The following is a 25845-nucleotide window of genomic DNA, read 5'->3' as shown; positions in this document are numbered from 1 at the left end:
TCGCTTTTGGCGTGTTCCTTGGTGCAATTGGGTGAGTTGAACATTTTGCGGGTCGAAATGAACAGAGAAGGATCTAAATAAAAACTGTTTCAATCAAAAACATCTTCAAAAAAAAGACCGATTGTTCTATTTTTTATTTAACTTTGCACCGGATAAGAATTGCTGCTTATGAAAACTCAGAAATCCGAAAATACCAAACAACTGATCATAGAAAAAACTTCGACTGTTTTTAATGTGAAAGGATATGCTGGTACATCCATAAACGATGTAATGAAAGCCACCGGGCTTTCAAAAGGATGCATCTATGGCAATTTTGAGAACAAAGATGAGATCGCATTGGGTGTATTTGACCACAACTTCGGTAAGGTGACGCAGCATATGAAAGAGCGTATTTTAGCAACTGAAAATTCTATCGAAAGGTTGCTCGTTTATCCCTGGACATATAAAAACTATTTCAGATATCCATACTTACAGGCAGGCTGCCCCATTCTGAATACTGCTACGGAGGCTGATGATACACATCCATTACTCAAGCAACGTGTACAAAAAGCCCTTGATTTTTGGAAAACTTCTATCGAAAATCAAGTCAAACGTGGTATGGAAAGGAATGAAATAAAAGCAGGAACAGATCCAACCGAAATCGCGGTTGTTATGATATCAATGATCGAAGGCGCGTTTATGCAGGCAAAGGTCAACAACCATATGACAGAGCTTAATATAGCCATGACTTTTTTAGAAAAACTGATCAAAGATCTGAGAGTATAATTTTTTTCATCCACAAGAAAAGACCGATTGGTTTATTTATTATTAGTCAAAATATTAAAATAATAAAAATGGAAACATTTGATATTACCGTTATCGGGTCAGGTCCCGGCGGATATGTAGCAGCCATCAGAAGTGCCCAATTGGGATATAAAACAGCCATTATTGAAAAATATAATACCTTGGGCGGTACATGTACCAATGTAGGTTGTATTCCTACCAAAGCGTTGCTGGACAGCACGCATCATTATGCCGATGCACTGGACAGTTTCGGAGTACATGGCATTGAATATTCGGATCTCCGGCTGAATGTTGAACAACTTTTTAAACGAAAAAACGATGTAGTGACTAAAAACACGCAAGGTCTGGATTTCCTGATGAGAAAAAATAAGATTACGGTTTTTCACGGCTCAGGTTCTTTTGTCAATAATGAAACTTTGAAAATCTTACACGATGATCAGACTGAAACTTTAATTAATTCAAATAAGTTTATTATTGCTACAGGCTCAAAACCGGCCACTATTCCAGGCGTTACAATCGATAAAAAGAGGATTATCACTTCTACAGAATCCTTGGCAATGCAGCAAAATCCCGAGAGCATCGTGATCATTGGCGGTGGCGTGATCGGTGTGGAAATGGCTTCCATATTCAACAGGATCGGAACAAAGGTGACGATTCTAGAATATGCCGATAATCTGATTGCCAATATGGACAGTGAATTAGGAAGGACTTTAATGAAGATATTAACCAAAGAAGGGATAGAAATCAAACTTCAGCAGGCAGTTTACAAAGCTGAAGATCTTGGCAGTACAGCAAAAGTTTATTCCAGAAACAAACAAGGTGAAGAACAAGAGCTGACCGCCGACTATATTCTCGTTGCTGTTGGCAGAAAGCCTTATATTAAAGGTCTGGGATTGGAAAACACCAATGTGGAATTGAATACCAATGGTACAATTAAGGTCAGTGAACTGCTTCAGACAACAGCCCCAAACATTTATGCTATCGGAGATGTCATCGGTGGCGCTATGCTGGCCCACAAAGCAGAGGAAGAAGCGGTATTTGTGGTGGAAAGAATCAATGGTCAGAAACCTCATATCAATTATGGCCGCATCCCTTCGGTAGTGTACACATGGCCGGAAGTGGCTTCTGTAGGAGCCACCGAAGAGGAATTAAGGAAACAGGAAGTAGAATATAATATCGGTAAATTTCCATTTGCCGTGAATGCCAGAGCAAGAGCGGGGATGGAAACGGAAGGTTTTGTAAAAGTACTTTCCGATCCGAAATATGGCGAACTTTTGGGAGTACATATTATCGGGGCCAGAGCCGCTGATCTGATCGCGCAGGCTGTTGTCGGACTGGAATATGAGGTAACAGCAAATGATATGGCTTCGATCAGCTATGCCCACCCAACCTATTCGGAGGTGTTGAAAGAAGCATATACCATTGCATCAGGAAGACCATCTTTGAATATTTAAGCATATATTTATTAATTTTTAGAATTATGTCACAACAGATCAGACTCGCAACCAGTAAGGATCATCCAAGAATTATGGAAATCTGGGAATCTGCGGTCAGGGCAACTCACAAGTTTCTTGCTGAAGAAGACCTTATTTATTTTAAACAGGTAATTCCAAATGATTATCTGCCTAATCTCGAAGTATTCCTTCTTATTGAAAATGGGGAATCTGTCGGATTTTCATCAGCATCGGAAGGAAATCTCGAAATGCTTTTCATCCATAATGATTACCGCGGAAAGGGCTACGGAAAGAAGTTATTTCACTTTATGAAGGAACAACATAGTGTCGCAAAGGTCGATGTCAATGAGCAAAATCATCAGGCCATCGGCTTCTATGAGAAACTGGGATTCAGACAAACAGGAAGATCTGAAAAAGACGGGTCGGGTAAAAATTATCCTATTATCCACATGCATCTACATAATAATGAAGATAATTTATCTGATCAGGATGGCAACATATTTCACATTGATCTATAATAATATAAAAATCTAAAAAAATGATCGAAGGATTATATGAAACACATATCCAGGTAAAAAATCTGGAAAAGGCCGTACAGTTCTACAGCGAAGTACTGGGATTATCATTGGCCCACTACGATGAAACCCGCCTTATTGCTTTTCTCTGGATCGGGGAAAATAAGAAAGCAATGCTCGGTCTTTGGGAACAGCCCGATAACTTGCAGACGAGACATTTTGCTTTCAGCTGTTCAAAAGATTTTATCCTACAACGTGCAAATACCTTTCTGGACAACAATGGGCTGCAAGCCTATAATTTCCTTAAAAACGGCAGCCATGCACCTATGGTCTTTGCATGGATGCCGGCTCTTGCTCTTTATTTTGACGACCCGGACGGAAACCAATTGGAATTTATCCATATTCTGGAGGGAGAAGGCAGGCCGGAGCTTGGTGTTGTGAGCTATGAGGAATGGATGAAAACAATCTAAAAAATCAAATCAGAACAGATCATGAATATCGAGGATAACTATTTAGACATCAACCGCCAGTCTTGGAATGCCCGGACGGAAACGCATCTAAGATCTGACTTTTATGATGTAAATGGGTTTTTAGCAGGCAAAAATTCATTAAATAATATCGAACTCAATTTACTTGGAGACCTTTCCAACAGGTCTGTCCTGCACCTGCAATGCCATTTTGGGCAGGACAGCATCTCTTTAAGCCGCCTGGGAGCAGAGGTAGTTGGTGTCGATTTGTCGGATGTGGCGATAGATCACGCCCGGGAACTGGCAAAACAAAGTGATGTTTCAACGACCTTTATCTGCAGCGATGTCTATGACCTCCCGAATCATTTGGACCGTCAGTTTGACATTGTTTTTACAAGCTATGGGACAATTGGCTGGCTCCCGGATCTGGATCGGTGGGCAAAGGTCATTTCGAAATTCCTGAAACCTGGTGGTACATTTGTTTTTGCGGAGTTTCATCCTGTGGTATGGATGTACGATGGTCAGTTTGAAAACATTGAATACCGGTATTTTAATTCCGGTGCCATTATTGAAACCGAGAAAGGAACCTATGCAGACAAAGAAGCGGATATTGAAGTAAAAACGATCGGCTGGAATCACAGTTTGGGCGAGGTCTTCGGCAGCCTGATACAAAACGGGCTGGTAATAACTTATTTTGAAGAATTTGACTATTCGCCGTACAATAATTTTAGTCATTCGGTAGAATCTGAGCCCGGTAAGTTCAGAGTCGCCCATTTAGCGGATAAAATTCCTATGGTTTACGCATTGTCAGCAATAAAAACAATGTAGGAAAATAGTGTGATCAATTAATATATAACATGATCAGATGCATAAGCTATTACTTTTTACATCTATTATTTTTTCATCGGACATCAACACTCAAAATTATTCATTATCGGATTTCTTTAATTTTGGCCAGCAATAAGGTATTGCCCTTATCAACAGGCTTCTTCCGGCAGTGATGCTCAAAAACCAGCCCATACGCTCTTCCGTTTGTTGCGGTCATGGTCTGAAATGCCACTTAGCCTGAAAATCAATATAAATCTTTCATAATTAATTTCTGTTTATAAGAGAACCACATATCATTAAGGAAGTGACACTTGATATCAAATTTATTTTAAATATTTTTCCAAAGCAAACTTATCAATGTCTTTTAAGTACATATTCGTAAGTGAAAGCAATTCTCTTATCCTGAAGATTCCATTTTGATGTTTCTATCCTGACCAGTTCTCCATACTTTTTGCTGATATCCCTCAACGAATTGCCTACTGACTTCCGGAGATATTCACTATCGTTGGCTCTATGCTGGCTTATGAGATCGATGGCCACTTCAGGATGCGTTTTAAAATAAGGCCGCCCTGTCCATATCCGCAGACCTTCGGTAACCGCACGGCAAACATTGGGGTGTTCATCCCCGAGCCAGGCCTTGATTTCGGGAAGTGAATTCTCATAGCCATTATCTTTACAGTACTGATCAAATGCCTTTGCAATGATCTCCTGTACCTGCCAGCTTTCATCCGATCTGGCAACTTTCTTTAATAAATGGAGTACAGAATTATCTTTGGCCGCAATAGATCCTAGGATGAAGATGGCACAGCACCGGAGTTGGTAAAACCCACTGCTGAGCATATCCATAGCCATTGCTTTTGACTCCAATAAAGTTTTATTGTCGACTATTTTTTGAGCTTCCAATTCAAATGGCTTGAAGCCGTGTTCTACTAATGTCAATTTCTGTATGAGCGCATTCATTGTTTCTTTATTTCCTTATGCAATTTAAAACTATTAAGACAGTTGTAAAATCAACCAAGACAGGCGACAGATCATCGTGTTTTTGAACTCGAGTATTTCAACTTACTCAGCAAAAATTCGATCTGCCGTTTGTTGGCATCATCCAATTATATGATAAAATCTATGAAAATATTATGATTTTAAACTTACTCTTTTAGTTTAGAGATTTTTATATAGAAGTTGGGATCAATATCAACTTCATCAATCATATTTTTTAAATCATATGACTGCCAAGAAGTAGCTGGTGAAAGCCAGTCCTCAATACCAATAATCTTAATTGGCATTGTAAAATCATTAACACAATTTGTAAATCGGTACTGCAGTTTATGATCTGTTATAAAATATTCCAATACCGGAATCTGAGAAGTTCTCAGATATTGATCGAACACAATATTAAAGTTTATCCCTGACTGAATATTGATATAATTTTCAATTTCTTTTGTTGTGACAACCTTATGATAGAATTGTGTATTTAGCCCATGTAATATTTTTAAAAACTTCTCATCATCATTTATAATGGTCTTGATCATATGAATGACGGCCCATCCTTTTACATATCCGTCTGAACTTCCGTCTTCATTGATACCGTATCTTCCAATGATGGGTTTATCATTTTCAATGGTTCTATATCTGCCTGAAAGAAACTCCTCCCCTGGTTTTTTTCCAAACAGATCCGAAAGCAAAAGTTCTTCAGCCAGACCTGCAAATCCTTCCTGGATCCATCGGTCTGCAATATCGCCGGCCGTAATACTATTCCCGAACCATTCATGTGACATCTCATGAATAACGATTCTGTCTGTTTTTTTACCCCAGCCTGTTTTTGACACATCATTTCCTTTGTATGTCCCTTTTGTAAAGTTATTACCATATGCAATCGCACTCTGATGTTCCATTCCGATATAGGGCGCTTCTACAATTTTGAACCCATCCTCATAGAACGGATATGGACCAAACCAATGTTCCAGTGACTTCATTGCCTGAATGGATTCAGGTATTAAATGATCTTCAGCCTTTTGTTTATTATAGTCGAGAACCCAATAATCCATGCTTAGTTTCCCTTTGGTTCCGGTATAATTCTTTTTGATATTGACATAGTTGCCCATGTAGAAAGAGATGCCATAATGATTGATCGGATTAACGACTTTCCATGTATATTGCATGTCACCATCAGATGTCCGTTGCTGTTTTACCAAACGTCCATTACCTATCGCATTTAAGGAAGGAGGCGTAATTATTGAAATAGAAGCGCCCTCGTCTGGTTCATCATACAGCATATTTTTGCACGGATACCATAAGCTGGCTCCTTTGTACTGACAGGCCACTGAAATCCAGGGCCGGTTTAAAGAATCTTTGCCCCATACAAAACCTCCGTCCCATGGTGGGGATTGAGATTCTACAGGTTTACCCGAATAATAAACAGTGATCGTATATTTCTTATTTTTACGTTTCTTCGTACCTGAAACATACCAGATATTACCTTTATTTTGGAAGCTGAGCTCTCTGCCATTTTGAATAACACTATCGATCACCAATGGTTTTATCAGGTCGATCTGCATGAGTTCAGCAGGTCCTTCCGAAATTACTTTATATTTTATTTGATTATTTCCCGTTATAGTTTTTGTTCTACAATCCGGTTTAATCGTAATGTCGTATGATAACAAGTTCCACCAGCTTTTCTCCGGTGTTAAAGAACCTACCAAAGAATCTTCTTTAGATGGCTGTTGTGCAACAGCCAAGTTGGTTACAAGCAATATAAAAATGAATCTTAGCATTGGCAGATAATTATTTGTTTGAAATTTATTTCAGATAGCTTTCACAGTTTAAATAAGTTTCATTATTGAATAAATTTTCAGATACAATATTCCTTTTTGTTGTCCAAAATCACATTGAAGTACTTTAAAATCAGATTACCAACCAAACTTGCTTAGAGATTCGGTACTCCGGAACCGGAAGGGTTGGTTATTTCAAAACAGGAATCTCAACAAAACTATCGTTAAACCACTGGATGATCAAAGGTTCTTTTGCATCGGCAATGGTTTCGGCAGTTACGGTTTTTCCGCTTCCGTAATTCAATTCCGAGAAAGGGTTTTTGTTGACGTTCAGCACAATGACCAATCGACTTCCTTCCTGTAGCTGTTTGCTGATCAGGTGAGTATTCTCAAAAGTGATAGTTTCTTTTTTACCGGGAGTCAGCAATTGTCTTTTAGTATTGTCCTTGGCATAGCTTGCCCTTCCGATATAGTAAGAAAGGTGAAAATATTTTCCTTCAGGAGTGAGTTCGTAAAGGGTCACCCCCAGATCTAGATCTTTTTTGTTAATACTCAGTTTGATATTGCCAAGGAATGATCCGTTCACCAGCATGGCATCCAGAGGTTCGCTTATGAAAACGTAACCGTTACCGGATACACTTTCCCTAATTATAGGATCCGGATAATAATCATTATTGCTGGTTGTACGGTCTGCAAGGTCCACTTTCTGAACCAAATATTTATTGGACCGAGGCTTATTGGAACTTAGCAGATAGTCTTTGTCACTCACTTCAGAATCGCTTAGATAGAGTTTCAAATAGCTGTTATGCATAGCCTCCAATGAAGCTGCGCTTCGCCATTCATCTGTCCCCATGACCTGATAGTTTATTTTATCTTTCAGAAAAGCAGGCTTTTCAGCACCTTTCAGGATATGATCCATCCATTGATACGTGTATTCTTTGATCGGAAACAAAGCATTTTTACTAACCGTATATCCGTTGATGATCTCCTGCCCTCCCATTTGCGTTCCGAAATGGCCATAAGGACCGATCACCAGGTAAGCCGGCGTCTGAGGACTGTATTTATTGAGTTCACGCAGGTAATAAATTCCTGAATTTTGGGAATCATTATAATAACCATCGAATGCTAAGACAGGAATACTAATCCGGGCAAAATCTTTTTTATACGGAGCCATATTCTGCCAATAAGTATCAAATGCAGGATGACTAATCCAACGTTGAAAAAGTCGATTCGGTGTACCATCAATACTATCCATTTTATTATAAGCTGCTCCGGTTTCCCACCATTTGAACATCGTATTTCGGAACCTTTGGCGGTCATCACCCGTTTTATTGTCCAGATATTTATTGTTTCCTACGTAAAAAGACCATTCGTAATTGGGATTGATAAAGATATTATTTTCCATGGGAAGTCCCATTCCGGGGCGGTTGGCAACATACGGAACAATCGTTTTCAAGGCAGGATGAAGTTTTTTAGCTGCCGCCCATTGTGTAAAGCCGTTGTAGCTCCCTCCGTACATTCCTATTTTACCATTACACCAAGATTGTTTGCTGATCCAGTCGATAAAATCATAAGCATCTTTTCCTTCAGTTTCATACGGATAGATCTCAGATTTGCTGAAGCGCTTCCCCCTTGTATAGGTCATAACACCAACATATCCTCTATCTGCAGCTTCTTTAAGCGACTGCATATCCCGTCCCTGATCCCGTACATAGATTGTAAATTGTAACACGACAGGTTTCGGAACATTATCATTTTTTTTGCGCACGACCATTGCAGAGATCTCTGCACCATCTCTTGTACGGATCATCACGCTATCCTGAATGCTGTACATACTTTCCTTTTCCTGCTGGCTTCCCCATAATGTTTGCTGAGCCTGTACTGATGGTATTAGTAAAAAATTCAAAAAAATGAGAATAACTGTATATACTTTCATTAGGCTATTTAAACAATTATAATTAATACTGTTCTTTATAAACATATGGAATGAATTCTATAACTAAGACAATTATCATTTCAGAACTATTACATTCATAATTCCTATCATACCCGGTTTAATCGTTTATTTTCTTTGCTTAATTCAAACTCAGTTACTTTTTATTAATTAATTGAATAGCATAATCCATTTCTACGTCCTTATTACCTATCCAATTTTCGAATGTAGTTGCTATTTCATGATCCGGTATTGTTCCGCGGCCGAAGTTTTTATTCAGGTCAACCGCATTGGTGTATTTCTGTAAAGGTATAGTAATGACCAGCCCGGTTGGAATTGTAGCCTTGCTCAGCATCCCGCTTGTATTGCCCTGATAACCGCCACCCGTTTCCTGCCCGATCACTACCGCTTTTTTGTTATATGACATTACTGCCGTAAAATCAGCACAGGATGAAAGGCAAAGACCATTGGTCAGCAGGTAGCTATTCCCTTTAAAATTCATCTTGGCAGGTTCCTGCGGCTCGTAGTAATCAAACTCTTTTGTGATCCAGGATTTTTTCCAGAGATACAACCCTTTATTTTCTTCCGGTTTTTTGTAGAACATCTTGTTGAAACCCTTGATCTCTTTAGCTACAGCTTCTGTAACTTCGATCTTATCCCAGTATCTGAATGTCTTGTCGAAAAAGAAAGAGGCCAGCAAAGCTGCATTATCATCCGTTCCTCCAGTATTGTTCCGTACGTCAATGATAAGATCTTTGATATTCTGCTGTTGCAGAGTCTGGAATACGTCCTTGACAAATTTCTTAAAATTCTGCCCACCTTGCTTTATTGCAGTATCGGCGAAGGAATGAATTTTTAAAATAGCTATCCCATCTTTCACCTCGAACTCAAGTGGCAAGCTATAATTCTTTTCAAGTTTTCCCAAAGGAGGAAATACATCTTGGGAAGCATCGTTTAAATCAAAGGTCTGCTCGGTGTTTTCTGATCTCACAACAACTTTAAAAACTTTGGGCGCATCTATTATTTCCTGATACCAAAATGGAAATCTGTAATTCAGCAAAAGGATTTTTTCCGTTTGGTTGTATCCGTCTGATGGAATAGCAGCGAGCAATTTATTTAATATCACTGAAATCGGAGTTCCATTAATTGAAACCACTTCACCACCTATCTGAATATTTTTTTTGTCCGAGTAATTTTTTGAAACCAGTACTTTATGAGTTTTGGCTTCTACAAAAAGTTCCAACGGAATTAGGTTACTAGAATTAAGATAAGTTTTAGATTCTTCAGGCAGCTCAATTCCGGTGTGGAGACATCCGATCTTGGCAAACAATGGTTTCAGCTTCCTGTAATATTGCAGTTGGGTCAAAGAATCCTGGATACTTTGTTGAGTGGAATCGATCAGCAATCCAAATTTTCCCTTATCCGTATATCTGTAGAATTCGGGATGTTTTTTGCTGATCTCATCCATCAATCCTGATGTCCATTGACGTAAACTATCCGCCGGATACTTCTGATCAGGTTCAGGTTTCTTTGCCTGTCCGAAGACGTTCAGCGTTGAACTTATCCATATTATAATTATCAACACCGATTTGATAGAATAATTTCCTTGTTTTGAATCTGTCATTGTCTTGCTCTATAAGATGATTGGAAGCGTAGTATTCTTTGATTATCTTGGATAGCATTTAATTTTTCTGCTTTCCCAAAAGTCCTTCCAACACTTTTTTACCATTTTTGTTATCGGGATTGAGGTCAATCGACTTTTGATACATTTTGACAGCTTCTTCTTTTTGGCCGCTTTCCAGAAGTGCTTCCGCATAACTGTCATAGGTATTCCAGCTGTTGGGGAAAAGATCTGTATTTGTTTTGAATGTTTCAATAGCTTGTTTATAGAAATGTTTCTCCGGCAAATGGTAAGGATTGTTGTTGCCCATAAAATCATATCCGAGAGCATTCATTTCATTCTCGCTCAGATAATAATTAAGCGTATCTTTTCTTAAGCTTTCCAAAGTCTCTCTCGCTTCTGTTGCCCCTTTGTTGTATAAAATATTTCCATAGATCCTGGCAATGCTCTTTTTGGGTGTTTCTACTTTTTTGCTGTTCAGAAGCATCATGACCTTTGTAGCGTTTTCATGGGCATTGAAATGGGCGTTATCAAATAGGATGACGGTCTGATGTTTGGTGACATTTCTAAGGATATTGGAACTCAGACCCATCGCTGCTCCACTGTGATACACCAATTTTCCCATTGTAGAGTCTTTTTCGATTTCCCAGCCTAGTCCAAATTCATCGGGATTATTTTTACCGTTATTTAATTTTACCGGAACGAATGCTTCTTCCAGAGTCTCTTGTTTTAACAGCGTGTTATTGTAAAGCGCTTTGTCAAACTTCCAAAGGTCCCGGATCGTGCTTACATAATCGGCAAAACCTCTAAACCCGTAAGAACGCCAATATTCTTTCACATAAGGAATCGAACTGGACCTTACAGGATCCTCATCATACAAATGAAGATAAACGTGAGGAAATGCATAATTTTTTATCTCGGCTCTGTTGAACTGTTCCGGTAAAGGGAAAAGCACGGTTTCCTTCATCCCTGCCGGCTTAAGGATATTTTTTTCAATGTATTTTTCATATGATGTCCCCGAGACCTTTTCAACGATCAAAGCAAGAATAAGGTAGTTGATATTGTCATAGTTCCCTTTTTCGCCCGGTTGATAGACAAGTGGCTGTTTGTTTGCAATAACTCCAGGAAGAAAATCCTTGTTGGTGAAAACTTTATCCGGATTTTGTTTTTTCTCCTTGTCAAAAAAAGCATTGTAAGGCGGAAGTCCTGAGGTATGTGAAAGCAAATGTCTGATTGTTATCTCAGAATAAGGAAACTCCGGCAGATATTTTGTAACAGGATCCGTTATTTTCAGTAAGCCCTTTTCCTTTAGCTGAAGAATAGCTGTTGCAGTAAATATTTTTGAGATACTGGCAATGGGAAAGGTGATTTCGGGTGTATTTGGTGCTTTAGTTGTGTGATCTGAGAACCCAAAGGATCTTTCATACACGACCTCATTGTTATCAACTACCAAAACATTACCACTAAATTGTTGGTTTTTAACCAATGTATTGAAATAATCATCGATCATCTTTCCTTTTGATTGCCCGGAAATCTTGACCAATAACAAAAGAATAACACCGGTTAAAAGCAGCTTTTTATTTATATCCATAGTATTTTATTGTATTATTGTATATCTTGGTGTTTTCTATAAACCCGGTTATAGCGTATGATAAAGCCTATCCAGATGATAAGCAAAACAGCAATTAGTATCAATTCTGTCTGATGAAGACCATTTCTGAAAAAATTATTCAGAGAATGAAATCCAGCAACTGCAAGTAATGAATAGTTATTGCTGTACACTTTGCCAATTCCCCAAGTACCTAAAAACAAGATACCAAGAAAGATCACATTGGAAGTGGTGAATTTAAAGTTCAGATGCCAGATAAACCATAAAACGGCGATAATGATCACGCTTTGAAGCTTCGGAAGATCTTTCAGTTGTTCCTGCAAAAATCCACGCCAGCCGATCTCTTCCAATAAGCCATAGATCAAAACCGTGAAAAGCAATACAAAGGGAAATTGTCCCTGCTGAATATAACTGACCGTTCCAATGAGAATAACAGGAAGTATCCAGAAAACAAGCAAAGGCAAAAGTACGTTGCTGTATTTTCCCTTCAAAGATAGGTTTAATGGAATATTAAACAATTTAACCGAAACAAAAGCACCGATAGCAGGACCAATTCCACGGAGTAAAATTTGTATAAATTGATTATCGGTAAAATCAAACAGGCTGGTTTTGACCGCTAAAAAGCGAAACAGAATGGCAATAGCATAAAAAACGACAATACTCCCGGTTCGTTTTCTTTCTTTCATATTTTTTTAATTAGATCATCCAAAATTAATTATAAGAAAGCTAAATCTACTTGACGATGGGTAAGTTTTACTTTGTTATAGCTCTTTTCTAAGATGTGCACAACTTTGCTTGATAAATTCCAACCTTCTAACTCAATGTAGTCTACCTATTGTGTTCCATTACAAAATAATCATTCCTTAGGTACTTCCCTCCAACTATAACTTTTGTGGACTATCTTCCATGCACCCTGGTATTTCAGTATCAGGAAATAATCTGTAAAAATTCTGCCGGGTACAGAAATTTTTGCTTTTGCAATAGCAGCATCATTTTCTATATCAATGGAGATAATCTGACCTTTCCGATTGTTTTTTTCTCCCACCTTGAAGTTCGAAATATATTGTTGGCCGGAACGAACCCACAAGGTATCTTTTGCCACGGTGTATAAATTGAAATCAGGATGGAATGCTTTTCTCAATCGTTCCAGCTGCCCGTTTGCGGTACCTTCTATATAATCCAAAAGTATCTCCCTGATCTGTTCAGCATCGTTTTTCGGAGCTTGACCTTCAGAGAAATTTTTCTTTAATATAGAAACAACTTTATGAGCCACATTCGCTGCCGAGCTTGGATCTTGTCCTGTCACAAATCTACCATCTACAATATAAAATCCATCATTCCCTTTTTCGGAACAGACAAACTTTCCCTTGTTATTTTTGATAGCCTGATCTATGGAAAACGGAAATGCTTTGTAATACTCCATTTCTTTTTTTTCCAGATGATCAGGATAACCTGTGATTTTTTTTCCTGCATACAACGATTCTCCGTTTTCATTTTTTAAGAAGGCAATACCGGCAGTTCCGTGACAGATCGTGGAAATCACACCATTTCTGGCGTAAATTCCAGCCGCAATTTTCTGAATATCTTTATCTTCCGGAACGCCATACATAGCTGCGCCGCCACCGCTATAAAAAATAGCATCATAGTTTTCGGCCGCTATTTCTGTTGGATTCATAGTATGTTCCAGCTTATCCATAAACCAGCCATCATATAAATACCGTTTTTGTAAACTGTCGGAAGTATTGATATATCCAACAGGGATTGGGCCGCCTTTTGGGCTTACGAAATCGACCAGATAGCCTGCCTTTTTAAAAACATCATAAGGAACAATGATCTCTTCAAAATGGTTAGAAGCATTGATCTTTGTATTGCCGTAATGATCCTGGTTGGAAGTTACAAATAGAATCTTGTTCTGGGCGTGGAAGTGTGATAAAGTCAGAAAAAAGATCATCATTAAAGACCTTTTTTTCATTGTATTGATTTGACTGCAATTGATCATAGTTTCATAAATTAAATTCTTTACAAAACTGATAAACTTGGCATCAACATTAGTTTTAGCCTATCAATTCGGAGTTCTGATTTATAAAACTGTACTCAATTAACCCAGGATCGTTGAAATTCTGAAGGCGTTTTTCCCGTTATTTTCTTAAATGCCGTGAAAAAGGAAGATTTAGAACTAAAGCCACTTTCATAGCCTATGCTTTCTACAGAATAATTGCTATTGTTTCGCAGAAGTACTTTTGCTTTTTCAATTCTATGCTCGTTGATAAAGGTAGAAAAGGATTTGTTCAATCTCTCATTAAGATATTGCGATAATATATGTTTGGATATTTTCAGCTCTTTTGCAACCTGGTCAAGTGTAAGATCAGGGTCGAGGAACATTTCTTTTTCGATAACAGAAGGTAATAGCTTCTCAATTCTACTAATATTTATCTCACTGATCACTTTGTTTTTGTACCGTTCTTTTTCCTGATAAAAAATAGGCTGTTTTGAATTTCTGAATATAACCAACAGAAAAACAAGATAAAATAAAAATGAAAAAGACAAAGCTCCTACAATATACGAGGTGTATGCAGCCGTGCTGTAGGCCAGCCAGATCAGAAAAATACAGATCACAATACTTAGCTGCCAAATATCGATATTATCTAATTTCTGTTTGTCCTTTATCTTCCCGATAACTGGTTTTATATATTGTAAAGATGCAACGATATAGATCAACCATTGGAGATAGATACCTCTGACGATCCATTGGCTCCAAAGTTCCCGATATTCAGAATAAGGATATAAAACACCCAAAAGACCAACAACAATAATAAATGGAACAATATGGATGATCCGGTTTGTTTTTCGGTCATAGGAAATATATAAATACAAAGATGGTCCTACAAGAACGCAGGATGAAAGACCTATCTGAATGAAAACATCCGACAAATGAGAGTTGAAATGAAAGAAAACGGATTTAATAACCCGAATGCTCAACATCAGTATCAAAAGAGCTAAAAAATAATATCGGTTTCCTCTCTTTTTAGCTACCAGACTAAAATATACCGAAAGGAATACTCCGTTGAAAGCTCCTAACAGACTGAAAAAAAATAATATTTCGTTGGTTGGATTCAATGATTCATTCTTTTTATGATTTTATTTTATAACTCCCAAGTCCTTTTCTTTCATATTTTTTTGAATAAGGTCATCCAAAATTAATTATAAGAAAGCTAAATCAACTTGACGATGGGCAAGTTTTACTTCCCGGCAACTCTTTTTCTGAGGCGGCTCAGGCTTTCTGCGGTTAATCCCAGATAAGAGGCTATTACTTTCAAAGGTGTGCGCTGGAAAATTTCCGGACGCTGGCTGATGAGATTGAGATAGCGTTCCTCCGGGCTAAGTGTCAGAAGGTTGATCTGATCCTGTTGTTTTCGGAGGAACAATATCTCCGGAATCGCTTTGCCAATCCTTAATCCTGTTTCATTCAGAGAATAGAGTCCATTGAGATCAGGATAGCCGATCGACCATAATATACAGTCTTCCAGTGCCTGTGTTTTAATGCCAGAAGGCTGTTGTTTTAAGAATGAAAAATAATCGCTCATAAAACTGTGCTCATACAATAAATTGATGCAGATGTCTTTTTTTCCGTTCCAAACGAATAGACCGACAGATCCCCTGGCTACAATATTCAAATATTTTTCTACACTCTGGTAATCTTTTATGACCTCATTTTTCTGAAATTCTCTGACAGTTATTTTTTCCGAAAAACGCTCCCAGATATTGGTCTCAGCGTTGTAAAACGGAGAAAAAACTTTTTGAATGTCTTGAGGTGATGGGCTATTCATACTTTAGATCTGGCAGCAATATTTTATTAGACTACAAAAATATAAAAAGCAAAAAGGAAATAATATAATATTCTTTACTTCTGCAGATAGATATATTAAAAAAAGGAAGCTCTAGTAGGACAAGCAGACTGGACGATCAACATCAGTTGATGTTGAAATACCAAACTGACCATAACTTCACAAGTCCATTTTAAAAATAATTCGGGCTACTTATGAACAACCAAAAGGCGTCACTCTAAAACCAGTGACGCCTTTTGTTTATTACTCCGGATTATAATATTCCCTGTTGTCAGATATTTTTATGGAAAAAAAGTCCTGAGAAAATAATGTATTTTATATATCAATTTCTCAGAACCAATTCGTTTTTTCAGCCTACTTATTGATGATCAATTTACTGCTGAAATTAAGACCAATTCCATCACCACTTATCAAGTAAGTACCATTTGGAAGACCTGCGGTATTTACCGGCTGGTTAGCGTTGGAATCAATAACCTGTTCATCTATTTTTTTTCCTGATAGATCAAATATCGACACTCGAAGTTTCCCGAGGATCTTCACTCCGTTTGTCTTGATGAAGAATTCTTTATTTGCCGGATTCGGATACAATGTAATTTTCTTACTGACAGATACTTCAGTGGTTCCTAGTGAGCACTCTGAAGGAACGGTAAAATCTTCTACCTGATCCGATATAGCATTTGGCAATGTTCCTCTGGTAAGACCTGTTTTGGCATTAAATCCCAAACCTCTTCTTGCAAATGTTTCCCAGATCATACATTTGTTCTCACCATTGTTTAGATTGGCATCAGCTGCCAGGATAGCATCTCTTCCACTCACAAAATTCGGGTAACATCCTTGTAATTTAAGGGCCTCCATCACAAGTTTCATTACCTTTCCGCTTCCTGAGTCCGGGTTATTGGCTATATCATTGGAAAAGCCATATTTCTCAGCAAACTTCCAGTGCAGATCCCAAAGCATCGTTGCCCAGATGAAGCCTACCCCGTGGACATCTACTGCCAAGCCACTTCCTGTGTCAATATATTTTCCATTGGTATCAGCATAAGTATAATCATTAATGCTAAAATCAGGCGAATATTTTGCGGGTCTGATGCCTGCTCCGTCAGCATTTTGATTGGCAACAAATGAACCTGTGGATCTTGGCTGAGCTGCTGTTGCATCAGCTTTATTGGTCACCATCAAAGCAAAAAAGTCTGACCAACCTTCTCCCATCTGTTCGTTGGCATAGCCTGTATTCAGACAACTGTAGCCATTTCCTGTGCTTCTTGTGGATATCCCGTGAGTGTATTCGTGAGCGATAACACCATTATCCAGACTACCGTCAATATCAAAAGTGTTATATTTTAAACTGACATTAACGGTTGTTCCATTTTCTATTTTGGACTTTATCAGTTCTCCTTCCTCATTATTGATTATTACTCCAGGTATTGTTACACTACCATCCGCACCACTCATATTGATAATGGTTTGCGATGGTGTAGTATTATATATGATAACACCTTTTGCACCTTTGTCCTGCGCTTTTTTGAATTTAACATCAAAATTGCAGGTCCCTCTTTGGATAAGTGCTATTTTCCCGGTAAGATCTGTATTGGTAAGATTAGTACACCCATCTGCAGGTGTTGCTATTGCAACATCAGCTGTAAGAGGCGAGTTTACCGGAAAAGCACCTCCAAAATCAACATTGTATCCTGATTCGGGTTTTCTTCCTATTAAATCACTTGGCGAATTATAGCTTAATAAATAGCCATAACGCCAGAGGTACATCTGCATTCTTGGTGAAAAACCATCCTGAGGTGTCGCAAAATTGGCATTGTTCAACGATGCACCATCTCTGGATTCTGACAAGACAGGGTCAAAATCTGTGTACGGATCCCCTTTTCCAAAATTGTTTGACTGGAAATTGCGTCCAGCCTCATCAAATCCATAACGGTAGAAAATGTCATGCATCTTATTGGTTACATAGAAGAGGTTGGTGATAGACGCATCCGTATAAGTATCGACAGATTTTGTAAGATCCAGAGGAAAATCAAATAATTTCTGCGAACCTCCATTGGCACTTGCTCCGAAAGCATTGGAGCCGTTCAGGTCGGTATAGGCGTAGGCATTATTTCCACGGGTGATATTGTAGGATTCATCACCGTCATTCTGCCAGCCCAGAGGAGAAGCATCTAAAAACCAGGGATTGGTCTCCAAAGTCCGCTGTCCGAAATTGGGTGATTCTACAGGGAAAGCATAAACACGATAAGAAGCATCATCAACAAGAGAAGAAGAATGATTAGGCTTTTTAGAAAGCGCTTCATTCCCTGACTTATGTGGAACTACATCTAACTGATGTTCCGTAGAATATTTATGGTCATGAAACTGACATGATACTGTCAGGTTCGTTTTTTCAATGACCTTTCCTGTGTTGGCATCTACAATAATATCCCAGTAGTTATTGGTTCCCTTCTCGAAGAAGTTTAAAACATAAGATAGCTGAAGCTCCCCCTTTTCTGTGGGAAAATATACTAATTTAGAAGTAACCGTATTATTTTTCCTCCCTTCAAAAGTATAGTCGTTGGAAGTACCATTAAGCTTTTCAGAAGACAAAACCGCAGAGAAATCTTTTCTGATATCAAATGAAGGTCTGGTCACAGATACATTTTCCGGAACTGACATAAAATTGTCGGAGATGTACTTTACTGCATTGTCTCGAATCAATACGGATGATATGGCCCCATAGATCGGCACCCCTTTGTATGTCTGCTGGATATTGGTTATGGTTCCTTCAGAACTTTTTCTCTGAGAGGTGTGTATAATGTCAAAAGTTTTTCCAAATGTAGTTTTTCCAGCTGCAAGATATTGTTCAATAACATCTCTGTCATTGCTTTGAGCATTTGCATAATTGCCAGCCATCAATGCTATTGCCGCCGTCGTAACTCTAATTGTATTTTGTATATTTAATTTCATTAGATATATACTTAATTTTTAATGATTTTTTGCGATGATATCACACCAGCAGAATCCATTATTTTAATAATATAATTCCCTACAGGCAAATGGCCAATATCTACCATTCTTGTATTTTTGTATCCTGCAACGATCTGTCCTGCCATATTGAAAACGCTGACCTCTTTTGCCTCGTTTTGCAGATACAGATAACTTGAAGCAGGATTTGGATAAATCGATGGTTTTGTAATATTTTTTACTTCGTTATTTGCCAATATAATGCTGCAATCCGTAGCATATACTGCGGTAGCATCCTTCTGCCAAAGCGCTTGTGATGAACTATAATCAACATCATCTACCTGTATGCATTTAAGGTTTGGGCTATTAATTGCAAAAAAACCGATGGCATTTGCATTATTACCGTTTTTGATGTTGATGAATTTCATCTTCTGATTTTCAACAGCGTTGACATATATAAGAGCATTATTTTTAGAGGCATTTACCTCAGTAAGTTGCGAATAGCTGGCATAGAAGAACTGAAGCATTGTGTGCGGCGTCAGGTCAATTGCAGTAATTCCTGTTGCATCCATAACAAATGATCTCAGAAATTTAAGCTTACTGATGTCAATAGATGTTATAGGATTATCCTGAATCATAAAGGTATCCAATAATGTGTTATTCGATACATCGAGCTGCTGAATTTCATTAACGCCTAGATGTAGATACGTCAGCCTGGTATTTTTACTAAGATCCAACGACGTAAGATGATTGGCGCCCAGGTTCAATTCTGCAAGCCTTGGATTATGTGTTAAATCTATGCTTGATAAATTGTTGGATGCCAGAAAAAGATTTGTAAGCATTGGACATTGACTTACATCAATAGTATCGATACTATTAATCATTAGGCTGGCATACTGCAAGTTAGGATGCTGTCCCAATAGAACCTGGGTCAATGCTGCATTGTTTTTAATGTCCATACTTACAAGCTTGTTGTTCATTCTAAGGTCTAGACTTCCAATATTTGATCCTTCAACAAATAATTGTGTCAGTTGCTTATTGTTTGAAAGATTTACTGTACTGACCGGCGAGTTATTAAATGCAAGTGACGTGATATTTTTAAAATACTCTATTCCCGTAACATTGTTGATCTTTTGAGTAATCGTTAAACTTCCAGTGTAAGCCTCTGCCTCACCCACTTGGATCTCACCGTCATTATTAGCATCTGTATTGGTATATAGCAGTAGATATTCCAGAAAATTTTCATCTGGGAAATTAATAGTTTGAGCACTTAGCTTTGCTATGTAACTACTAACCAGAACCAAAAATATTAGTATTGATCTTTTCATTATTTTACAATTATTTTGTTTGTAGCAACAGTACCTTCAACAGTCTTTGTAACAAGAATGTAATTACCTTTTGGTACGTTTAGCTGTAATTTACCGTTCACGATATTCCCATCTTTTTTTATCAGACTGCCTTTTACATCATACAGATCGTAAGAACCTTTCTCAAGATCGGTAAAGAATAATTCACCTTTTGTAGGATTGGGATAAAGGCTGATTCCTTTTTTGTTATAATTTTCAACATTAAGGGTAGGCAGTTCTATCTTATACAGTTCCTGTCCTTGAGAAACACTGAGTTTTGCCGAAAGATAAAGTGCACCGTTGTACTCTTCCATTTTACCAAGGACAAAGTTGGTATAACCAGGCTTTAGTTCCAATGTCATTTTTGTTCCCCCTTCTGTTCCGTCACTTTCCCAAAGCCGTGCTTCTCCGGAACCATCACTTGCCAAAAAGTAAAGTTTTCCATTTACATCCGTAAGATTGTTGGGATTAGATGCTGCCGAACCGGGATTGATGTCTTTCACTAATTTTGTTCCGTCTTCAGTTCCGTCTGTCACCCAAAGTTCGTTACCGTTAGTGCCATTATTGGCAGCAAAAAAGACCTGCCCGCCAATCTGCTTGAAATTCCCAGGAAACGAGCTTGATGTACCGGCATTGATATTCCTGACCTGTACCGTCCCTTCGGGCGTTCCGTCGGTTTTCCAAAGCTCAAATCCTGCTGTATTGGAACCTGCTGTAAAGAATAATGTATTATAATAGCTGCTGTAATAGAAATTCTGAGGATTCGCAGTACTATTCGGATTGATAACTTTTAAAAGAGATACGTTAGTTCCGTCATAGGCGTACAATTGTAAACTGTTTGTGGCTGACGATGCAGATGCACCAGTAATGATCTTTCCATTCACAGCTCCCATCTGCCCGTTGACCACAACAGGTGTATCGATCTCAGTTATTGAACCTTGATAGAAATAGGCCAATTTGCTGTTTTGTCTAAAAAAGATCTTTCCTTCTGCCACCATAAAATTAGAAGCGCTGCCCATTCCCGGTGCCACTATTGCAGCACCTGCAGTACTGTCATAAGAGTACAGACCGGTAACGCCTAACAAAGTCTTAAAATATAATTTATTATCGTAATTAAGCATAGAGGTCGGCAGAGAGCCTGGAGTCCCGGGGTTGATGTCTGCAACAATTTCTGTACCTCCGGAAGTTCCATCTGTCGCCCAGAGCTCCGTACCATAATTGGGATTGTTGGCATTGAAATAGAGCTTTCCATTATAATTGATAAATTCTGCAGGTGTGGAAGGATTTGCGCCCGGATTTATATCTTTCAGTAATGTAATGCTCTGTGCACTGACAACATTGCCCAAGAACAACATTAAAATTATTTTCTTCATAATTTCTAATTTTTTAAATTATTGTATGATCACCTTTTCAGAAGTACTTACCTTCTTGTCATCAGAAGTGATTTTTAATATATAAGTTCCCGGAGCAACTTGTGTAACGATTTTATTATGATTAAAACTGCCTCTTTTTACAAGTTTCCCACTTAGTTCAAAAAGATCGAAAGTACCAGATTCCACCTTGCTGATATTAATCTCGCCTTTGGAAGGATTTGGATAGATGACCAACTTATTAGTTATATCCGTAGAGACCGAAAGTGTTCCTGTACCAAGGTTGACCTTGTAAAGCTCAATACCCGCCTGGTCGGTAGATGTGATGCGGGCTACAATATACAAATTATCATTATAGACAAACAAATTGGATGCTACTGCCAATGATTCAACTAATTTTGTTCCGCCTTCCGTACCGTCTGTTTCCCAAAGCTGTCTTGCCCCTCCTGTATTGCTCATGAGAAAATACAGCTTATCGCCATAGACAACCATTTTTTCCGGAAAGGAACTTGATGAACCTGGAAATAAATCTTTTACAAGACTAGTACCTTGTTCGGTACCGTCCGTCACCCACAATTCAGTACCTGTGGTGGAACCATCCGCTGCGGAAAAATACACCTTGCCATTGTATTCCACAAAATTGTTTGGACCTGAGCCCGCTGTCGCACTAAAGGTGTTGATATCTTTAACCAGCTTTGTCCCAGACTCGGTTCCATCTGTCATCCAGAGTTCCTGCCCTTCACCACCATTGGAGCTAAAGAAAGTCTTACCCAGAGATGCGCTGTAATAGAAATTTTGAGGATATGCAGTACCAGAAGGGTTGATATTCTTTAAAATATCAAATGATGTCCCGTTAAAACCAAAAAGCTGATACCAGGTAGGATTGGCCGCAGTTTTATATTGTGCATTGGCAATCAGCTGTTCTCCCACTTTTCCAACGAACATCACTGTGGTATTATCATCGGCATTAACTGCCTGGGAATTACCATCAAGGTAAAAAAGCCTTTGCGTATTAGGAGTTACAGCAGTATTATTGGCTTTGAAATATAACGTATTCCCGACATTTGTAAAGTTCGTGGCAAATTTTGCTGTAGAAGAAACGGTCTGTAAGCCGTCTGTAGCATTATATGACAAAATGAGACCCGATGTATTGGTACCGTTCACACTGATACTTCCCGTAAAATAAATTTTGTTATTGAAGGTGAATAGATTACTAGGTGAAGAAGAACTGGTACCAGGATAGATATCCATCACCAGCTTTGTACCATCTTCCGTACCATCACTCTCCCAAAGTTCAGTTCCTATTGATGATCCGGTGGGACTATATGTAGCACTAAAATATAGTTTTCCGTTGAGAACCGCAAAATTAGAAGGAGCAGAATTGGAAGTGCCGGGATTAATATCTTTTACCAATGTAAAAGTTGTCTGTGCTGACAAAAGCCCGCCTAAAAGAATTGCTAAAAAGTTGATTTTTCTCATATTGATAATTATTATTAAAATTCAGTTAACTCATTAAAACTGATTAAGAAAAAATTATCTATAATTCAATTCGATTTATAGATTTTTTATCTTATTCGTTTTAAAGTTCTAAATTATCAATATTAAAGTAATTAAAACAGAAATATCCTGTCACATTTACGAAAATTACATAAAAATGAAAGGGTAAAATAATATGTAATCCATTGTTTCATTTATATTTACATTTGAATTTTTATAATTTTCTACATTATCGCTTTTTTCCGCAAGTAACGATAAAAAAATACTAGAAATATTGAGAATAGTATAAGCAATACTGAAAATAGGACTACATTTCGTATTAGACTTTTATTACTTTCTTCAGAAAAATTTTCATTATCGTTTTTAACCAAACGTGAAATGATCTGATTCTGAGATTTTGAGATCTGCACCAGATTATCATTATATTTATCAAAGTAATAGAGATATGATTTCGAATCTCCCTTCAGGTAACTGCTCTGTGCCTTTAACTTGAAAAAAAAACCTGTAAGCTCTGAGTCATAGGAACTGAATTCCTTTATATTGATGGTTTGTAATATCTCATCTGCATTGTCCACCTCATTTCTCTTTAGATAGATATCCGCTAATCCTACTGATGCAAAATATTTGTTATATCCAATTCCCGGGTTGTTGCCCTTTAGAATCATCTTATAGATACTTTCAGCTTCTCCAGAATGTCCAAGCGATTCAAGACAGACTGCTTTCTGGATATCGATCAGGAGTTTGTTCGTAGTTATTACGTCTTCAGATGGTAGTTTATTATAAACATCAAGAGCTTTATCAAAATATTTGATTGCAAACTCACAATTCAGTTCATTTTTAAATACGATTCCTTTGACGTTATAAACATTTCCTTTAATGAACAAGAGATTCTTTGGAAGCTTTATCACATTGATAAGATTTTCTGCAGCATCAAGATTCTTCTTCGCATCATTGTTCATATTGAGCTGCTGGTACTGATTTCCCAACATCGAAAGAAAACGTATCTGGTTTATTGTATCGTTTTTTTCCTTAGACAAACCGATTCCTTTGACACAGTTGTTGATCACCTGGCTGATATCGCCCAAAACCATCTGTGCATTAACAAGTCTGGAAAGCGCTGTTATTTTCTCATTGTAATTCCTGGCATTCGCAAAGGCTCTCTCAGAAATCTTGGCCGATTTTTCAGGATTGCTGAAAATCAAGTCGGCAGCACGTTCGGTCTCCCGGTTTTTTCCTGAAGGTTGCGCACTCGCTGCGAGCCCGACAAATAGAAACAATATGTTAAGCAATCTTGTCATTCGTTGAATGTTTGAAGAAACTCTGTTGGTGACAGATCCATTCGATTTTTAAATATCTTCGTGAAAAGACTGTGTGAGGAAAAACCACATTCGTCCGCCAGATAGCTGACCTTATATTTTCTATATTCCGGGTCCTGCCTGATCTTGTCAACGATATAATCTACCCTGAGATTATTGATGTATGTATTGAAGTTTGAGTTTTTATGATTATTTACAATCTCTGAAAGATAGTTGGGATTGGTGTCAAACTGTTGCGCCAACATTTTTAATGAAACATTTTTCTGGATGTACTTCTGCTTATTCTCAAATTCTTCAAGCTTTTTCAAAATCCTTTTTTCCGTCTTGTCCGGGATCACAAAGTTTTTGGCATCTGCCTCAACCACAGACTCTTCTGATTTCCGATTCTTACCCCTATACAAAAAGTAAACAACAGCTAATCCGCAGATAAAAGTGAGAAAAATCGTAATGTAGATCTTTCTCAACAAGTACTTCTGCGCCTTCAGCTTTTCATCATTAACTTTGTTGATATGGTTGACAAGCATTGCCCTGGCAACAGCTCTTTTCGCATTTTGATCCTCTACGATCGTAAAGTAAGATTTATTGATATGATCTAAATCACCAAGGTCCCCTACCTTTGCTGAAGATATAGCAAGATCCCTATAAAAATCGGCCTTAAGATCGATATTGGAAATATCTGTGGCAGAATTCTTGTATTTTTTCAAAAGACCGAATGCTGCCAGAGCATTGTTTTGCTTCAAATAAATTTTTGAAAGATAATTGTCAATCATCATTGCATAATAAACTCCCGGATCAGATTTCTTAAGTAAGGACAAGGCCGAGTCCAGAGCGATCTTTGATCCCGGGTCATCATTTCCCAATGTCTCTGCAAGCCAAAGATTGGACTGAATCGACCCTACGACATTATTTGTCCTTTTATAGTTTTTTATAGCAGATCTCAGAATGGCTACCCGATCGGTCAGCGTAAAAATCTCAAAGCTTGTTTTATCAAGTGCCAGATCTGTAAAAGCGGTAGTTTTGATAAACTTGGTATGATTCAAGTTATTTCTTACATCATCAACTTCACTCGTCAGGCCAAGCATTTGACAAACCTGTCCGTAAAGACATTGATACTGGAAAAACAATTCCGAACCTTTGTCCTTTTTCGCAGAATTCTCCAGCAAAAACATATTATTCAAGCCCTCTTCATACTTCCCTTTTAGAAGCAGAAACTTTATATTGAGAATTTGAGCATCACTTGGTGATATTTTAGAATAATATTTGATCAGGTCTTCTACATTATGGTTTTCGTACTGCATCTTATCAAGAATTTCCTCCCTAAGGATGCCAACATCGTTTTTTGTCTGTGATGCACAAAAAGCATAGAAAAAGAAACACATTAATCGCAAAGTGCGGTGTGCTCTGAAAAACATTCTTATCTTCTTAATTCTGTCCATCATATTGATTCACAAAAATAAGTAATTAATTTATTATTTTTTTCTGTGTTATGATGATGCTAAGAATGTTTTCTTGGGGAATGAAAACAGAAAGAGTCTTTTTAAGACTCT

Annotated in this window: 20 protein-coding genes; 5 read left to right on the top strand and 15 right to left on the bottom strand. The window is 37.9% G+C overall.

Annotation, left to right across the window (positions count from 1 at the left end):
* Positions 1-168: 168 nt before the first annotated feature.
* The 5 genes from K319_RS0101405 (at position 169) to K319_RS0101385 (ending at position 4047) form a co-directional block, all read left to right on the top strand.
* On the top strand, positions 169-765 hold the full coding sequence (locus tag K319_RS0101405; protein ID WP_034671235.1) for a TetR/AcrR family transcriptional regulator: 597 nt from the start codon (positions 169-171) through the stop codon (positions 763-765).
* A 68-nt stretch (positions 766-833) separates the two neighbouring features.
* Complete coding sequence (lpdA, locus tag K319_RS0101400) at positions 834-2237, top strand: dihydrolipoyl dehydrogenase (RefSeq protein WP_027381983.1); 1404 nt, start codon at positions 834-836, stop codon at positions 2235-2237.
* 26 nt (positions 2238-2263) lie between these two features.
* Positions 2264-2755: a GNAT family N-acetyltransferase gene (locus K319_RS19610; RefSeq protein WP_051230337.1), complete on the top strand. Its 492-nt coding sequence runs from the start codon at positions 2264-2266 to the stop codon at positions 2753-2755.
* A gap of 20 nt (positions 2756-2775) precedes the next feature.
* Positions 2776-3222, top strand: a complete 447-nt coding sequence (locus K319_RS0101390) for a VOC family protein (RefSeq protein ID WP_027381982.1) — start codon at positions 2776-2778, stop codon at positions 3220-3222.
* A gap of 21 nt (positions 3223-3243) precedes the next feature.
* A complete protein-coding gene (locus tag K319_RS0101385) occupies positions 3244-4047 on the top strand; it encodes a class I SAM-dependent methyltransferase (protein ID WP_027381981.1) in 804 nt (267 codons plus the stop codon).
* A gap of 354 nt (positions 4048-4401) precedes the next feature.
* Here K319_RS0101385 and K319_RS0101375 read toward each other — a convergent pair whose 3' ends face one another.
* The 15 genes from K319_RS0101375 to K319_RS20855 form a co-directional block, all read right to left on the bottom strand.
* On the bottom strand, positions 4402-5007 hold the full coding sequence (locus tag K319_RS0101375) for a DNA alkylation repair protein (RefSeq protein WP_027381980.1): 606 nt from the start codon (positions 5005-5007) through the stop codon (positions 4402-4404).
* Between the two features lie 185 nt (positions 5008-5192).
* The gene (locus K319_RS0101370; protein ID WP_034671233.1) at positions 5193-6818 is read right to left on the bottom strand and encodes a M1 family metallopeptidase; all 1626 of its coding nucleotides are present in this window, start codon (positions 6816-6818) and stop codon (positions 5193-5195) included.
* Positions 6819-7005: 187 nt separating this feature from the next.
* Positions 7006-8751, bottom strand: coding sequence for a CocE/NonD family hydrolase (locus K319_RS0101365; RefSeq protein WP_027381978.1), 1746 nt, complete (start codon positions 8749-8751; stop codon positions 7006-7008).
* A gap of 154 nt (positions 8752-8905) precedes the next feature.
* A complete protein-coding gene (locus tag K319_RS0101360) occupies positions 8906-10372 on the bottom strand; it encodes a S41 family peptidase (RefSeq protein WP_084403375.1) in 1467 nt (488 codons plus the stop codon).
* A gap of 58 nt (positions 10373-10430) precedes the next feature.
* Positions 10431-11960: a serine hydrolase domain-containing protein gene (locus K319_RS0101350; protein ID WP_027381976.1), complete on the bottom strand. Its 1530-nt coding sequence runs from the start codon at positions 11958-11960 to the stop codon at positions 10431-10433.
* Between the two features lie 14 nt (positions 11961-11974).
* Positions 11975-12664 carry a CPBP family intramembrane glutamic endopeptidase gene (locus K319_RS0101345; protein ID WP_027381975.1) on the bottom strand — a complete coding sequence of 230 codons (690 nt, stop codon included), beginning with the start codon at positions 12662-12664 and terminating at the stop codon, positions 11975-11977.
* 170 nt (positions 12665-12834) lie between these two features.
* Positions 12835-13932 carry a nuclear transport factor 2 family protein gene (locus tag K319_RS21260; RefSeq protein WP_169712642.1) on the bottom strand — a complete coding sequence of 366 codons (1098 nt, stop codon included), beginning with the start codon at positions 13930-13932 and terminating at the stop codon, positions 12835-12837.
* A 140-nt stretch (positions 13933-14072) separates the two neighbouring features.
* On the bottom strand, positions 14073-15095 hold the full coding sequence (locus K319_RS0101330; protein WP_027381974.1) for a helix-turn-helix domain-containing protein: 1023 nt from the start codon (positions 15093-15095) through the stop codon (positions 14073-14075).
* A gap of 122 nt (positions 15096-15217) precedes the next feature.
* On the bottom strand, positions 15218-15805 hold the full coding sequence (locus K319_RS0101325) for a Crp/Fnr family transcriptional regulator (protein ID WP_027381973.1): 588 nt from the start codon (positions 15803-15805) through the stop codon (positions 15218-15220).
* A 372-nt stretch (positions 15806-16177) separates the two neighbouring features.
* A complete protein-coding gene (locus tag K319_RS0101320; RefSeq protein ID WP_034671231.1) occupies positions 16178-18772 on the bottom strand; it encodes a T9SS-dependent M36 family metallopeptidase in 2595 nt (864 codons plus the stop codon).
* An 11-nt stretch (positions 18773-18783) separates the two neighbouring features.
* Positions 18784-20097, bottom strand: coding sequence for a leucine-rich repeat domain-containing protein (locus K319_RS0101315; protein WP_027381971.1), 1314 nt, complete (start codon positions 20095-20097; stop codon positions 18784-18786).
* On the bottom strand, positions 20097-21488 hold the full coding sequence (locus tag K319_RS0101310; protein WP_084403373.1) for an ELWxxDGT repeat protein: 1392 nt from the start codon (positions 21486-21488) through the stop codon (positions 20097-20099). Before K319_RS0101310 ends, K319_RS0101315 begins: the two co-directional genes overlap by 1 nt.
* Before the next feature lie 18 nt (positions 21489-21506).
* A complete protein-coding gene (locus K319_RS0101305) occupies positions 21507-22964 on the bottom strand; it encodes an ELWxxDGT repeat protein (RefSeq protein WP_027381969.1) in 1458 nt (485 codons plus the stop codon).
* A 242-nt stretch (positions 22965-23206) separates the two neighbouring features.
* Positions 23207-24280, bottom strand: coding sequence for a tetratricopeptide repeat protein (locus tag K319_RS0101300; RefSeq protein WP_027381968.1), 1074 nt, complete (start codon positions 24278-24280; stop codon positions 23207-23209).
* A complete protein-coding gene (locus K319_RS20855) occupies positions 24277-25737 on the bottom strand; it encodes a helix-turn-helix domain-containing protein (RefSeq protein ID WP_084403372.1) in 1461 nt (486 codons plus the stop codon). Before K319_RS20855 ends, K319_RS0101300 begins: the two co-directional genes overlap by 4 nt.
* Positions 25738-25845 lie beyond the last annotated feature (108 nt).

The organism is Epilithonimonas caeni DSM 17710, assembly GCF_000426465.1.
Lineage (GTDB): Bacteria > Bacteroidota > Bacteroidia > Flavobacteriales > Weeksellaceae > Epilithonimonas > Epilithonimonas caeni.
The sequence above is the reverse complement of the archived record's forward strand: the minus strand, read 5'-3'. Positions and strand labels throughout refer to the sequence as shown.